At 71.3% G+C, this 12534-nt stretch carries 11 protein-coding genes; 6 read left to right on the plus strand and 5 right to left on the minus strand.

Features of this window, described 5'->3' with window-relative positions; translation table 11 throughout:
- The 4 genes from MicB006_RS31380 to MicB006_RS31395 all read left to right on the plus strand — a co-directional run bounded on the left by MicB006_RS31380 (nucleotide 1) and on the right by MicB006_RS31395 (nucleotide 3175).
- Nucleotides 1–1344: a glycosyltransferase 87 family protein gene (locus MicB006_RS31380; RefSeq protein WP_116510972.1), complete on the plus strand. Its 1344-nt coding sequence runs from the start codon at nucleotides 1–3 to the stop codon at nucleotides 1342–1344.
- Nucleotides 1341–1973, plus strand: coding sequence for a phosphoribosyltransferase (locus MicB006_RS31385; protein ID WP_116510974.1), 633 nt, complete (start codon nucleotides 1341–1343; stop codon nucleotides 1971–1973). The genes MicB006_RS31380 and MicB006_RS31385 overlap by 4 nt, the downstream gene beginning before the upstream one ends.
- A gap of 23 nt (nucleotides 1974–1996) precedes the next feature.
- Complete coding sequence (locus tag MicB006_RS31390) at nucleotides 1997–2389, plus strand: zf-TFIIB domain-containing protein (RefSeq protein WP_116510976.1); 393 nt, start codon at nucleotides 1997–1999, stop codon at nucleotides 2387–2389.
- Between the two features lie 105 nt (nucleotides 2390–2494).
- Entirely contained in the window at nucleotides 2495–3175 is a 681-nt protein-coding gene (locus MicB006_RS31395) for a maleylpyruvate isomerase N-terminal domain-containing protein (protein WP_116512019.1), read from the plus strand.
- Nucleotides 3176–3181: 6 nt separating this feature from the next.
- Here the strand turns inward: MicB006_RS31395 and MicB006_RS31400 are convergent, their stop codons facing one another.
- Entirely contained in the window at nucleotides 3182–7279 is a 4098-nt protein-coding gene (locus tag MicB006_RS31400) for a replicative DNA helicase (protein ID WP_116510978.1), read from the minus strand.
- Nucleotides 7280–8504: 1225 nt separating this feature from the next.
- On the opposite strand from MicB006_RS31400, the gene MicB006_RS32585 reads away from it, so the two are divergent.
- Nucleotides 8505–9362, plus strand: coding sequence for a hypothetical protein (locus MicB006_RS32585; RefSeq protein ID WP_225980589.1), 858 nt, complete (start codon nucleotides 8505–8507; stop codon nucleotides 9360–9362).
- A 101-nt stretch (nucleotides 9363–9463) separates the two neighbouring features.
- Here MicB006_RS32585 and rplI read toward each other — a convergent pair whose 3' ends face one another.
- The 4 genes from rplI to rpsF form a co-directional block, all read right to left on the minus strand.
- The gene (gene rplI / locus MicB006_RS31410; RefSeq protein ID WP_073831140.1) at nucleotides 9464–9910 is read right to left on the minus strand and encodes a 50S ribosomal protein L9; all 447 of its coding nucleotides are present in this window, start codon (nucleotides 9908–9910) and stop codon (nucleotides 9464–9466) included.
- A 14-nt stretch (nucleotides 9911–9924) separates the two neighbouring features.
- Entirely contained in the window at nucleotides 9925–10164 is a 240-nt protein-coding gene (gene rpsR / locus MicB006_RS31415; protein ID WP_007073789.1) for a 30S ribosomal protein S18, read from the minus strand.
- Between the two features lie 41 nt (nucleotides 10165–10205).
- Nucleotides 10206–10736, minus strand: coding sequence for a single-stranded DNA-binding protein (locus MicB006_RS31420; protein WP_172967885.1), 531 nt, complete (start codon nucleotides 10734–10736; stop codon nucleotides 10206–10208).
- An 80-nt stretch (nucleotides 10737–10816) separates the two neighbouring features.
- Nucleotides 10817–11107 carry a 30S ribosomal protein S6 gene (rpsF, locus tag MicB006_RS31425; protein ID WP_013289357.1) on the minus strand — a complete coding sequence of 97 codons (291 nt, stop codon included), beginning with the start codon at nucleotides 11105–11107 and terminating at the stop codon, nucleotides 10817–10819.
- Nucleotides 11108–11747: 640 nt separating this feature from the next.
- Between rpsF and MicB006_RS31430 the strand changes: the two genes are divergently transcribed.
- Complete coding sequence (locus MicB006_RS31430) at nucleotides 11748–12530, plus strand: deoxyribonuclease IV (protein ID WP_043327701.1); 783 nt, start codon at nucleotides 11748–11750, stop codon at nucleotides 12528–12530.
- Nucleotides 12531–12534 lie beyond the last annotated feature (4 nt).

Here is a 12534-nt window from a genome sequence, read left to right on the forward strand (position 1 = left end):
GTGACCGCCCACGCCGACCCCGCGACCCCCGTCTCCCGCCGCTGGTCGGCACTCGACACCGCAGCCGGTGGCCTCGCCCTCGACCTGGGCCTCTACACCGCCGCCACCATCTTCGCCGCGATCACCGCCGCCACCTCCACGCTGCCGCCGCACCGCGCTTGGGGCGCCGTCGCCACCTTCGGGTACGCGCTCGCCACCCTCGCGGCGACCGCTCAACTGCTCGCCCGCCGCCGCGCCGCCGGCACACCCCTGGCCGCGCTGCCCGCACGCTGGACGGTCACCGGAATCACCTGGGCCACCACCGCGCTGCTCCCGATCGTCACGCAGAGCCTCGAACGGGCCGGCGGACGCACCGACCGCGCCCAGGAGGAGGTGATCGTCGTGGAGAACGCCGGCACACGCCTCGCCGAGCACGGCACCCCCTACCTCGGCCCCGACGCCATCGCCGCGCTGCCCCCCGGCGAACAACTCCTCGGCTACACCCCCTACCAGCCCGGCATGGCGCTGTTCGGGCTGCCCCGGGCCGCGGTGGACGCCTGGTGGACCGACGCCCGCATCTGGTTCGCCGTGGTCACCGCGCTCACCCTGATCGCCCTCGTCGCCACGCTGCGCGCCGCCGGTGGCCCCGCCGCGCCCCGCCGCGACGCCGCCGTGCTGCGCGCCGTCCAGGCCGCCACCGTCCTGCCCATCTGCGCGCTCACCCTGGCCACCGGCGGCGACGACCTGCCCGTACTCGCGCTCTGCCTGCTCGCCCTCGCGCTCGCCGCCGCCAGACACCCCGGCCGCGCCGGTCTCGCGATCGGCGCCGCCGGCGCGCTGAAACTCTTCGCCTGGCCGATCGCCCTCGTCCTGCTCTTCTGGGCCGCCACCCGCCGCGCCACCCTGCGCACCGCCCTCGGCGCCCTCGGCCTACCCGTCCTCGCGCTGGTCCCGGTACTGCTCGTCGACCGCGACGCCCTCGTCGAGAACGTCCTGCGCTTCCCCCTCGGCCACGGCATGGTGACCAGTCCCGCCCAGTCGCCCTTCCCCGGGCACCTGATCGCCGAGACGCTCCCGGCCGGCCGGGCGATCGCCGCCGCGCTGCTCGTCGCCGCCGGACTCGCGATCGCCGTCCGGCTGCTGCGCCGCCCGCCCCGCACCGCCGCCACCACCACGATCATCTGCGGGTACGGGCTGCTCGCCGCGATCCTCCTCATGCCCTCCACCCGCTTCGGCTACCTGCTCTACCCGGCCGCGCTGCTCGTGCTCGCCCCGGCACTGGCGCTCACCCGACCAGCGGACCCGACGGCATTCCCGGCAACCGCCCCGCGCGACGCGGCCGGAAGGCGTACACCTGAGGGATGACCACCTACCGCGACCGGGCCGAGGCGGGACGGGCTCTCGCCGAGCGCCTGACCGACCTCGCCGGCCGACCCGACGTCATCGTGCTCGGCCTGGTCCGCGGCGGCGTACCCGTCGCCCAGGTGATCGCCGAACGGCTCGGCGCACCCCTCGACGTGCTCGTCGTCCGCAAGCTCGGCGTGCCCTGGGCGCCCGAGGTCGCGTACGGCGCGCTCGGCCCCGGCGGCGTGCAGGTCCTCAACGAGATGGTCGCCGGCCGGATCAGCGAGAACGACCGCGCCCAGGTCCGCCGCCGCGAACAGGCCGAACTGGAACGTCGTGAGCAGCGCTACCGCGGCGGCCGCCCGCCGCTGGACCTCACCGGACGCACCGCCGTCGTCGTGGACGACGGACTCGCCACCGGCGCCACCGCACGCGCCGCCGTCCAGGTCGCCCGCCACCTCGGCGCCGCCCGCGTCCTGGTCGCCGGCCCGGTCGGCTCCGAGCAGGCGTACGAGATGCTCGCGTCCGAAGCCGACACGGTCGTGAGCTGCCAACTCCCGCCCGACTTCGCCGCCGTCGGCGCGTACTACGAGGACTTCCACGAGGTCTCCGACGACGAGGTGACGCAGGCGCTGACCGCCACTGCGTGAAAACACCCGGTACCGTCGTTGTCATGCAGATGACCTGTCCCAAGTGCCGCGGAGAAATGCGCCAGTACGAGCGCAGCGGAGTAGTCATCGACCAGTGCGGCGAATGCCGGGGCATCTTCCTCGACCGCGGCGAGCTGGAAAAACTGTTCGATGCCGAGGCCAACTGGAACCAGCAGCACGGCGGCGCCCGGCAGGCCGCGCCCTCCGGCGCCGGTTACCCGCCGCCCCCGCCGCCCCCGCCCGCCGCCGCGCCGCACCAGCCCGGCTACGGCGCCGTCCCCCCGCCCCCTCCGCCGCCGCCCGGCCACGGCTACGCGCAGCCCGCGTACGGCCACAGCCAGCAGCAGCACTACGGCTACCACGGCCACTACCGCCGGAAGAAGAAGCACGGCTTCCTCGGCGAACTCTTCGACTGACCGCCGCCGACGCCCCACGCCGGGCCGGTGCATCGCATCGACCCGGCGTGCCCGTCGCGCTTCTTCACCCTGCCGGGCGCGGCGGGCCGTGGCAGGCTGCACGACATGAGCCCGATCCGGCAGCACGAGGCGCTGGCCCAGGCGTACGACGGCATCACCGCCGTGGTCACCCCGCTCGACGACGCCGGCCTGCAACGGCCCACCCGGTGCCGCGGCTGGCTCGTCGCCGACCTGCTCTTCCACGTGCTCTGCGACGCCCAGCGCGCGCTCGTCGCCCTGGCCAGCCCCGCACCCGGACCGGCCGACGTGGACGACGTCAGCTACTGGCGCGCGTTCACCCCCGCCGACGACAACGCGAGCGCCCGGCACGCCTGGTGGGCGCGCCGCTCAGCCGTCGCCTTCGACCGGCCCTCGGGTGTGGTCCAACTCTGGTCCGACACCGCGCCCGCCGCCGTCCGCGCGGCCACCGCAGCCGACCCCGACGGATACGTGACCACCCAGGGCCACGTGCTGCGCGTACCCCATCTGCTCGCCACCCTGACCACCGAGGCGGTCATCCACCACCTCGACCTGGTGGTGGACCTGCCGGACGCGCCGCTGCCGGCGGCGGACCCGACGCGGGTCGCGGTGACCACGATGGACGGCCTGCTCAGCGACGAGGCGGTACGGCCGACCGGCTGGGACGACCACGAGTACCTGCTGAAGGCCGCCGGCCGCGTGCCGCTGACCGACCGGGACCGGCTGGAACTGGGCGAGGCCGCCGGCTGGTTCCCGCTGCTCGGCTGACGCCGCTCACACGATGGCCATGTCCACGAAGCGCGACAGGTGCAGCTGGGCCGCGACCGTCACCGTGTCGGTCGGCCCATTTCTGTGCTTGGCAACAATAAAGTCCGCCTCGCCCGCGCGCGGCGACTCCTTGTCGTAGTAGTCGTCTCGGTGCAGAAGGATGACAACGTCCGCATCCTGCTCAATCGAGTTGTGCGCGGCGATGCCGTTGGCGATGAAGTTGTGTGTGCCGAGCACCGTGGCGTCGTAAACGTCCTTCTCGCCGACCGACTCGATCGAGACGATCTCGTCCCAGAAGACATCGTTCGTCGCGTGCAAATCAAGATCCGCAGAGTCCAGCACCGCGGCCACCTTGGCGAGACGAGACCGGCTGGGTGCATGCTTCCACATCGCGCTGCCGGAGAACTGGGTGCCGACCGCGGCCGCAAACTTTCGGTGGCTCATCTTGCGCTCCGCCAGGACCTCTCGAACCCGTGACCACACCTCCGTGGGCACGGTGTCCACGTTGGGGTTGCTGACGACGGATTCGAGAATCACCAGCAGCGCTGCGCAGCCGTTGGCGCGCTCGCCGTGCACACCGATCTCCCGAAGGAAACGGAGCTGGTCATCGCGACCAGAGATGTCCAGGGTGTACTGCGGCCGGTGTCGAGCGACCGGAACCTGTCGCAATCGAGCCGAGATTCCGTAGCGAAGCAGCAGGCGTGAAATGTCCTCCAGCATGCGCCGCGATGTCGAGGAGAAGTAGACCCGTCCGCCTCGACCAGACTTGTTGACGGTTACGGACCCGTCCGTCGCCCAGATATGCCGCAGGAAGAGCGTGATCTGCTCCTTGGGCAGGCCGAACACCGCTTTTGGCACGAACTTTTCGTGGGACCGCAGCCCGAACAGCCCCAACCCGTCCAACCACTCGGCGATCGGATTCCGCCGCCCGCGGGCGAGCCGGAATGGTGCCGGCAGTCGGAGCGTGGTCACTCGGGCGGCCGGATAGTCGTCTCGCACAGCCGTGATCCCGAAATGCGTCGCGGCCTCCGTCACGGCCGCCAGGTTGGCCTCGTCACAACTGGCGTAGCGGATCGGCTGCCGGCGGACGAACGAGCCGTCTCCGAGGAGGTGAGCCAGCATTACCACCTCCGGCTCGGCCCACGGCTGAATGTTCAGTGGCGGCGGAATGTGCCGAGGTGCGGCAAGCCGGGTCCCCACCGTGAGTTCTCCCAGTGGCAGCCAACCACCGAACGTGAGGAATGGGTGGTTGGCGGTCGCTTCCACTTGCTTCCCGGATGAAAGTGTCATCCGGAACACCTCGCGTGTCCCACTGGAAAAGGCGTGCGTGAGCGTCCGGGGGGTATAGCGGAGACCTTCGTCGAGGGCCCAGACTGGGATGTCCCTGACATTCCCGGCCAGGAGTGCTCCGAGGGTGATCTCCGAGTTGTCATCGGCTCTGACGAGTCTCGTATCCGCCGTCAGACAGCCCGACTCACGCAGGTCGGAAAGCTGGGGACGCTTGTCAGTGCGCTGCTCCGGGCCACGGTTCAGCTGACTCACCGCGATCACCGGGCACTCAACTTCCTTGGCCAGCAGCTTCAGGCCACGGGACAGGTCCGCGACCTCCTGCTGCCGACTCTCGGTGCGTTTCGGTGAGGTCATCAGCTGGAGATAGTCGACCACGATCAACTTCAGATCGTGCTTCTGCTTGAGCCGCCGCGCCTTCGCCCGGATCTCCATCAGGTTCATGCTCGGCGTGTCGTCGACGAAGAGCGGCGCCTCGCTGATCTCGCCCATGCAGCGGGCCAGCTTGGTCCAGTCGTCGTCGGAGAGCTGCCCGCTGCGCAGCACGTGCAGCGGTACGCGCGCCTCGGCCGAGAGCAGTCGCATGACGATCTCGACCTTGCTCATTTCCAGCGAGAAGATCGCCGCCGCCTGGTTGGCACGAATTGCCGCGTTACGGGCGAAATCCATGCTCGCCGTGCTGTTGTGCGTCGGAATCATCGAGTGGCCCGCCAGGTAGAGATGGTCGGGATTGTCGACGGTCACGCATCGCACCGGAACGCTCGCCACCGGACGGACGTCCACGATGAACCGCGAGTGGGAGCGGACGTCCGAGGACGTCCGGCGCCGGGCCGCGTGGACGGTCCGCTTCCGATCCAGCCGGAAGACCGTGTCCGGGGTGGAGAAGTTCAGCGTGTACGCGACAGACGATTCCTCGGTACGGCCGCGCACCTTGCGCTCGGTCATGGCGCACCGATAGCCCAGGCTGACGACGAGTTCCCGCACGTCGGCGATCAAGCGCCGCGAGGTGGACGTGTACTGCAGGTTCCCCGTCGGCGCCACCGTGCCGTCGGTGTCCATCAGCCCGGCGAGCAACGCCCGGCGCTGAGGTTCGGAGGCGCGCAGGTAGTCCTGCGGAATGTGCTTGTCGTAGGCCACCCCGACTCGGCGGAGCAGGGCCAGGAAGGAGCCGTTCCGCTTGTGGCACTCGGCGCAGCGGCGGGTGCCGGGGTTCTCCCGCAGGGCACGGGTGGAGCCGCCGCAGTCGACGCAGGTGCGGTCCACCGTCCTGGCCGGCGTGGGCAGGTGCACGCTGTAGACCATGGGCCCGCTCGGGCGCACCACGAAGCCGTCCTGGGCCACGAAGTCGACCATCTCCGCGTCCGCTGTGGTGAAGCGGCTGGCCCCGGTGTGCCCGTCGCCGAGCCACACCCCGAGGGTGTACGGCGGAACGGCCAGATCCCGTTCCGGGAGTCGGAGCGGTGCGCAGTTCCGCACGGCATGGTTGAGACGGCGGTCGGCCGTATCGGTACGTAGCGTGGCCGCGATCTGCGCCGTCGTGACGATCCCGTCATGCTCGGCGCGGGCGCCGGCGTTGACCGGTCGTTCCGCTCGTGCACGGAGGCCGGAGATCAACGCGCCCACCGGGTAGCCCGGCGCCGTCCAGTTGCGCGTCTTGCCCGCCCGGGTCACCGGGCGGGCGATCCGGCCGTTGGAACCCACCGTCTGCGCCACCGTGTGAAGCACGTTGCGGAACTCCGGACCGACCTGTTCGAGGGTTTCCGCGAGGGTGACCAGGCGGTGGGGCTCGGCGGATGCGGTCGCCTCGGCCGCTCGTACCTTCGCCAGCGCCGGCTCGGCCCAGTGGCGCCGTTCGCGTGCCTCGGGCTGGCGCCGGCTGGCCCGGGTCGTGGTCTTCCACAGGTGTTCGGCGTCCGCCACGATGACGGAGCCGTCGGAGAACTCGACCTCGTAGCAGGGGCGGTCGTGCATCACGTCGAAGACGTTGGTGATTGTCGTCGGGGTGCCGTCGGCCGCGAGCAGCTCGTCGCCGACGCGTACCGCACCCATGGTGGTCCACCCCTGCGGAGTGGGCAGTGGGGTGTCGAGCGCGAGCGCCTTTCCCAGACCGGGCCGGCCGGCCACGATGATCAACTGGCCGGCGTGCAGGCCGTTGAGCAGCCGGTCCAGGTCGGTGAAGCCGGTCGGCACACCGGTCATCATGCCGCCCTGGGCGCCGACCGCCTCGATCTCGTCGAGCGTCGGCTGCAGCATGTCGGCCAGGACCGCGAAGTCCTCGCTGACGCGCTTCTCGGTGATCTCGTAGACGGCCTGCTGGGCGAGGTCGACGATGTCGTCCACGTCGCGGCTGCCGCCCTGGCCGGTGCCGTAGCCGAGCTGCACGATCCGGGTGCCGGCCTCGACCAGGCGGCGGAGCACCGCTCGTTCGCCGACGATGCGGGCGTAGTAGGCGGCGTTCGCGGCGGTGGGCACGCTGGCGATGAGCGTGTGCAGGTAGGGCGCGCCGCCGATGCGGGCGAGGTCGCCGGAGTCGGCGAGCGCGGCAGCCACCGTGATCGGGTCGGCGGGTTCGCCGCGTCCGTAGATGTCGAGGATCGCGTCGAAGATGGTGGCGTGGACGGGGCGGTAGAAGTCGTTGGTCTTCAGGATCTCCACGACGTCCGCGATGGCGTCCTTGGAGAGCAGCATGCCGCCGAGCACGCACTGCTCGGCGGCCACGTCCTGCGGCGGTGTCTTCTCGAACGCCGTATCGCGCGGCGGCGGCTCGGACGGTTGTCCCCCGGTCCGTTCCGCACGCGTCTCGTCGGTGACCGACACGGGTGCCCCCCTTGCTGCGTCGGATCGAGTCCAGCTCTATCGCTGGGGTGTGACAACTTCCGCCGACCCCTCCGGTCGATCGGGGGTCATCGTCCGGGCGGTCGGGGGACCACGATACGGAACCCGAGGTCAGCGACTCAACAAGGCCGGTGGATGAGCCTCGGGACAACCTGTGGACGCCTGGGGACCGGCATGTGCGCAGGGTGTGCACAGGGTGTGGAAAAGTGATGGGGAATTCTGGGCGTATCGCCTCTGACCTGGCCTTTTCCTGTCCCCACCCTGTGGACGGAAGATTTCCGGCCGAGCTTTGTCGTCGTTCGTCCCGTACTATCGCTGCGAACGGCGACACCTGGGACAGCGGGTTTACTTTCGGGTTGAGAGAGGTCACGCTCCGGCCGTGAGACACCGGGACTGGGGAAGCGGGGAGGACAGCCCGCGCGAGCGACGGCCGAGCGGTTCCTGGGATGAGCCCGCCGGGCCGCGCCGGGTCGACTCGTACGCGCCGGAGAGCTACCGCACGCCGAGTCGGCGGCGGGCGATCGAGCGCGGCCAGGACGAGCCCGTGGACACCTACCTTCCCCGCTGGGCTCTGGAGTCCGGGGTGAGTCGCGCGGACGGTGGCGGGCGGCACGCGGCGCCCGACGACGACGAGATCGAGGTCGAGACGCCGTCCTCCGAGGGTGTCTGGCGCACGGAGGCGGACCGCCGCCGGCGTGAGCAGCGGGCGATCGGCGCGGGTCCGTTGTCGGACCACACTGCCGAGTGGACGATGGACGCCCCCCAGGAGCGGGGGTACGTGGGAAACAGGCGTGCCGACTCGGACGACGAGCCGGTGTCGGGAATGTCGCCCCGTAGTCGTCCCCGCCGCGCGGCGACCCGACGTCCGCAGGTGACCTGGTCCGGGCTGCCGGAGTCGGCGGGTCCGGGCGACGAGGAAGCGGCGCGGGACAGCGGGCGGGCGGGCCGGCGGCGTCGATCGGCGTCGGGTTCTTCCTCGCCGCCGCCGGTGGCGTCGGACTCCGCCTGGTCGCGGTCGGCGGTGTCGGGCTCGGACCGGTCCCGGCCGGCGACGTCGGATGCCGACTGGCCGGCGTCGGAATCGCGGCGACCGGCGTCGGCGGCGCCGGAGCCGGGTTGGTCGTCGTCGGGCCGGTCACCGTCGCCGGCTTCGGAGTCGACCTGGTCGCGGTCGGGGGCCCCGTCGGGTTCGGACCGGCCCCGGCCGGTGGCGGATCCCTGGCAGCGGCGCCGGGCGGCCGATCGCGAGCCGCCGGAGCCGCCGCCCGCGGTCGACCCGTGGGACGCGTCGGGCGTGCACGCCTGGGACAGGTCGGCGCTCGGTGGCGGCTGGCGGCAGGCGGAGAGCGGGTGGGACCGTACGGAGCACACGGGCGAGTGGGACCGGTTCACCGACACCGGCTATCTGGAGCCGGTGCGCGACGGGGTCGACCCGTGGGACCGTACTGCCCCTCCGGTGCGGGAGGGCTGGGCGTCACCGGAGCGGGCCGAGGCGTTCTGGTCGGGTACCCGGCTGGCCGGGGACGATCCGCGGTGGATGGAGACGCCGACGTCGGCGCCGAGGTCGCCGGCGATGGCGTTCTCGGCTCCGCGTCCGCGTGCCGTGCCTCGCGGCCGGCCGGTGGCGCCGGCCGGGCCGACGCTGCGGCAGCGGGTGGAGACGATCGGTGGCGGCTCGTGGGGCCGGCGACTGGAAGACGACCTGCTGGACCCGGATCCGGGTGGACCGCTGCGGCCGCTCGTCTACACGGTGGCGTGCTACCTGGTTCCGGCCGTGCTGGTCGTCGTCGGCCTGCTGTTCCTGAGCGGTCAGCCTCCGGCGGGTTGCGTCACCGACATCACCGGTGGCGGTTGCGACTCGCCGCGTACGCATGCCCTGGATTCGCTGGTGTCGGCGGCCCCGCGGTTCGGCTTGGCGCTGGTGAGCAGCCTGGTGGTGGCCGTGCTGCTACGGCAGGTCGGGACGACCTGGCGGTCGGCGACGGTGGCGCTCGCGGCGGCCGTGGTGGGCGGTGGCCTGTCCACGGTGGTGATCAGCGCGGTGACGGGTAACCCGCTCGGCTGAGATCCGGCGAGACCGGGGCTACGGTCGGGGTCGTGGTGGCGCAGATGCGGAAGGGCCCGCACCGGCGTCCGGTGCGGGCCCTTCGCGTCGTGCTACGGGTGTCAGCCCTTGACCACGTTCAGGTCGAACTTGGCGGTCACCTCGGGGTGCAGCCGGATGCTGACCGGGTAGGAGCCGAGCGCCTTGATGTGGCCGGGCAGCTCCAGCCGGCGGCGGTCCAGCGTCGGACCGCCGGCGGCCTTGACGGCGTCGACGATCTCGGCCGGGGTGACCGAGCCGAAGAGCCGGCCGCCGTCGCCGGCGCGGGCCTTCAGGTTGACCTTCAGGCTCTCGACCTGGGTCTTGACCTCGGTGGCGTGGCCCAGGTCGCGGATCTCGCGGGCCGAGCGGGCCCGCTTGATGACCGTGACCTGCTTCTCCGCGCCCTTGGTCCAGGCGATCGCGAAGCCCTGCGGCAGCAGGTAGTTACGGCCGAAGCCGTCCTTCACCTCGACGATGTCGCCCGGAGAGCCGAGGCCGGACACCTCCTGAGTAAGGATGATCTTCATGTCCGTGCCTCCCCTCAGCGGGCCGTGGCCGTGTACGGCAGGAGCGCCATCTCGCGGGCGTTCTTGACCGCACGGGCGATCTGCCGCTGCTGCTGCGAGGTCACGCCGGTCACCCGTCGAGCGCGGATCTTGCCGCGGTCGGAGATGAACTTGCGCAGCAGCGCGGTGTCCTTGTAATCGATATAGGTGATCCCGTCCTTGTCGAGCGGGTTCACCTTCTTCTTCGGCTTGCGCAGTGCCGCAGCCTTCGCCATTGCTCTTGCTCCTGGTTTGCGATCGCGGGCGCTCGGCGCCATCAGAACGGGGGCTCCTCGTCGAAGTTTCCGCCGCCCGAACCACCGCGGGAGGGGGCGGGGGCAGCAGAGGCCCAGGGGTCGTCGAAGTTGCCTCCGCCGCCACCCTGGCCGCCACCACCACCGAAGCCGCCGCCACCGCCACCGGAGCGGGACATCTTCTGCACCTTCGCCGTGGCGTAGCGCAGGGACGGGCCGATCTCGTCGACCTCCAGCTCGATGACGGTGCGCTTCTCGCCCTCACGGGTCTCGTACGACCGCTGACGCAGCCGGCCGGACACGATCACCCGAGCGCCACGCTGCAGCGACTCGGCGACGTTCTCGGCGGCCTGGCGCCAGACCGTGCACGAGAGGAACAGCGGCTCGCCGTCCTTCCACTCGCCGGAAGCCTTGTCCATGAAGCGGGGCGTCGAAGCGACCCGGAACTTGGCGACCGCCGCGCCGGAGGGGGTGAAACGCAACTCGGGGTCATCGGTCAGGTTGCCGATGACCGTGATGGTGGTGTCTCCTGCCATGACCATCTCCTCGCGCACTCATCTTTGTGCCGTACAGGCTCTCAGAGCCGTACGACAGCGTGGATGAGGCTTGATCCGGACGTGCCGGGACTAGATGCTCAGCGCATCTCCGGACGGATGACCTTGGTGCGCAGCACCGACTCGTTGAGTCGGAGCTGACGGTCCAGCTCGCCAACGGCCTCCGGCGTCGCCTGGAGGTCGATGACGGCGTAGATGCCCTCGGCCTTCTTGTTGATCTCGTACGCGAGGCGCCGGCGGCCCCACACGTCGGTCTTCTCCACCGAGCCACCCGCGGTCCGGATCACGTTCAGGTACGTGTCGAGCGACGGGGCGACGGTGCGCTCCTCGAGGCTGGGGTCGAGGATCACCATAACTTCGTAATGACGCAAGACGTGCTCACCTCCTGTGGGCTAAGCGGCCACGGTCCTTCCGTGGCAGGAGGTCGTGCGTCGTTGCCGTGACCGGTTCCGGGGGAACCCGGCTGGACACGGGCAACCGGACCAGAATAGCCGGTGCGGACGATCATGGGCGGACCGGCCGACCCGCGCGCCCCGGACGCGGTGACAGGGGCCCACCTGCGGCCTCGCGAGCCGGCAGGCGGACCCCTGTCCACGGGGCCGCGGGGCGTCCCGTCCGCATTCCTTGGGTGGGACCTGGGGAGGAACGACCACACCGATGAGGTTGGATCGAAGACGCCCCGCGGAGCTTTATGGTGTTGTCACCTGCGCTGACCATACAATGGCTCTCGTCACCACTTGAGGCAAATAGAGGATTTAGTCCGGACTCTCGATCGGCGGTGCCGGATGACGAGTGGATCCCGCCCCGTCGTGCCGGGCCGCACGCCGGGGCGTCCCGTTACCGGGTGTCGACCCCTTCACCAGTACGTGCTGTGGACCACGTGCGGGCGGAGCGTCGACCATCGATCCCACCTCGGACAACGACCGCCGGGCCGGGTGGTGACGCCTCCGACCCGCCGGGCGCCTCCGGCGAGCGCGGCGACCGTCGCAGGCGCGACGTAGGCTGCCCTGCATGCGAATCGGAGCCCACGTCGATCCGACCGACCCGCTGGCCGAGGCGGCCGCCCGGCAGGCCGAGGCGGTGCAGTTCTTCCTGGCCGACCCGCAGGGCTGGAAGGCCCCGAAGCCGCGTGAGGACGCCGAGCGCCTGCGCGCCGCCGACGTCGACCTCTACGTGCACGCGCCGTATGTGATCAACGTGGCCACGCTCAACAACCGGATCCGCATTCCCAGCCGCAAGCTGCTGCTCGCCCACGCCACCGCCGCGGCGGCCGTCGGCGCCAAGGGCCTGATCGTGCACGGCGGCCACGTCAACGCCGGCCAGGACGTCGCCGTCGGCTTCGACAACTGGCGCAAGACCTTCGCGTACGCGGCGGAGTCCGGCGGGTTCCCGCTGCCGGTGCTGATCGAGAACACCGCCGGCGGTGACAACGCCTGCGCCCGGCACCTCGACTCGCTGGCCCGGCTCTGGGACGCGCTCGGCGACCACGAGGTCGGCTTCTGCCTCGACACCTGCCACGCCCACGCGGGCGGCGAGGAGCTGCTGGGCCTGGTCGACCGGGTGAAGGCGATCACCGGCCGGATCGACCTGATCCACGCCAACAACTCGAAGGGCGCCTTCAACTCCGGCCAGGACCGGCACGACAACCTCACCGGCGGCACCATCGACCCGGAGCTGCTGGTGGCGGTGATCCGCGCGGCCGGCGCGCCGGTGATCGTGGAGACTCCCGGCGGCGTCGAGGGTCAGGCCGCCGACATCGCGTTCCTGCGCGGGCAGTTGGGCGCGGCGGAGTGACCGC

This window comes from Micromonospora sp. B006, from assembly GCF_003408515.1.
Classification (GTDB): Bacteria; Actinomycetota; Actinomycetes; order Mycobacteriales; family Micromonosporaceae; genus Micromonospora; species Micromonospora echinospora_A.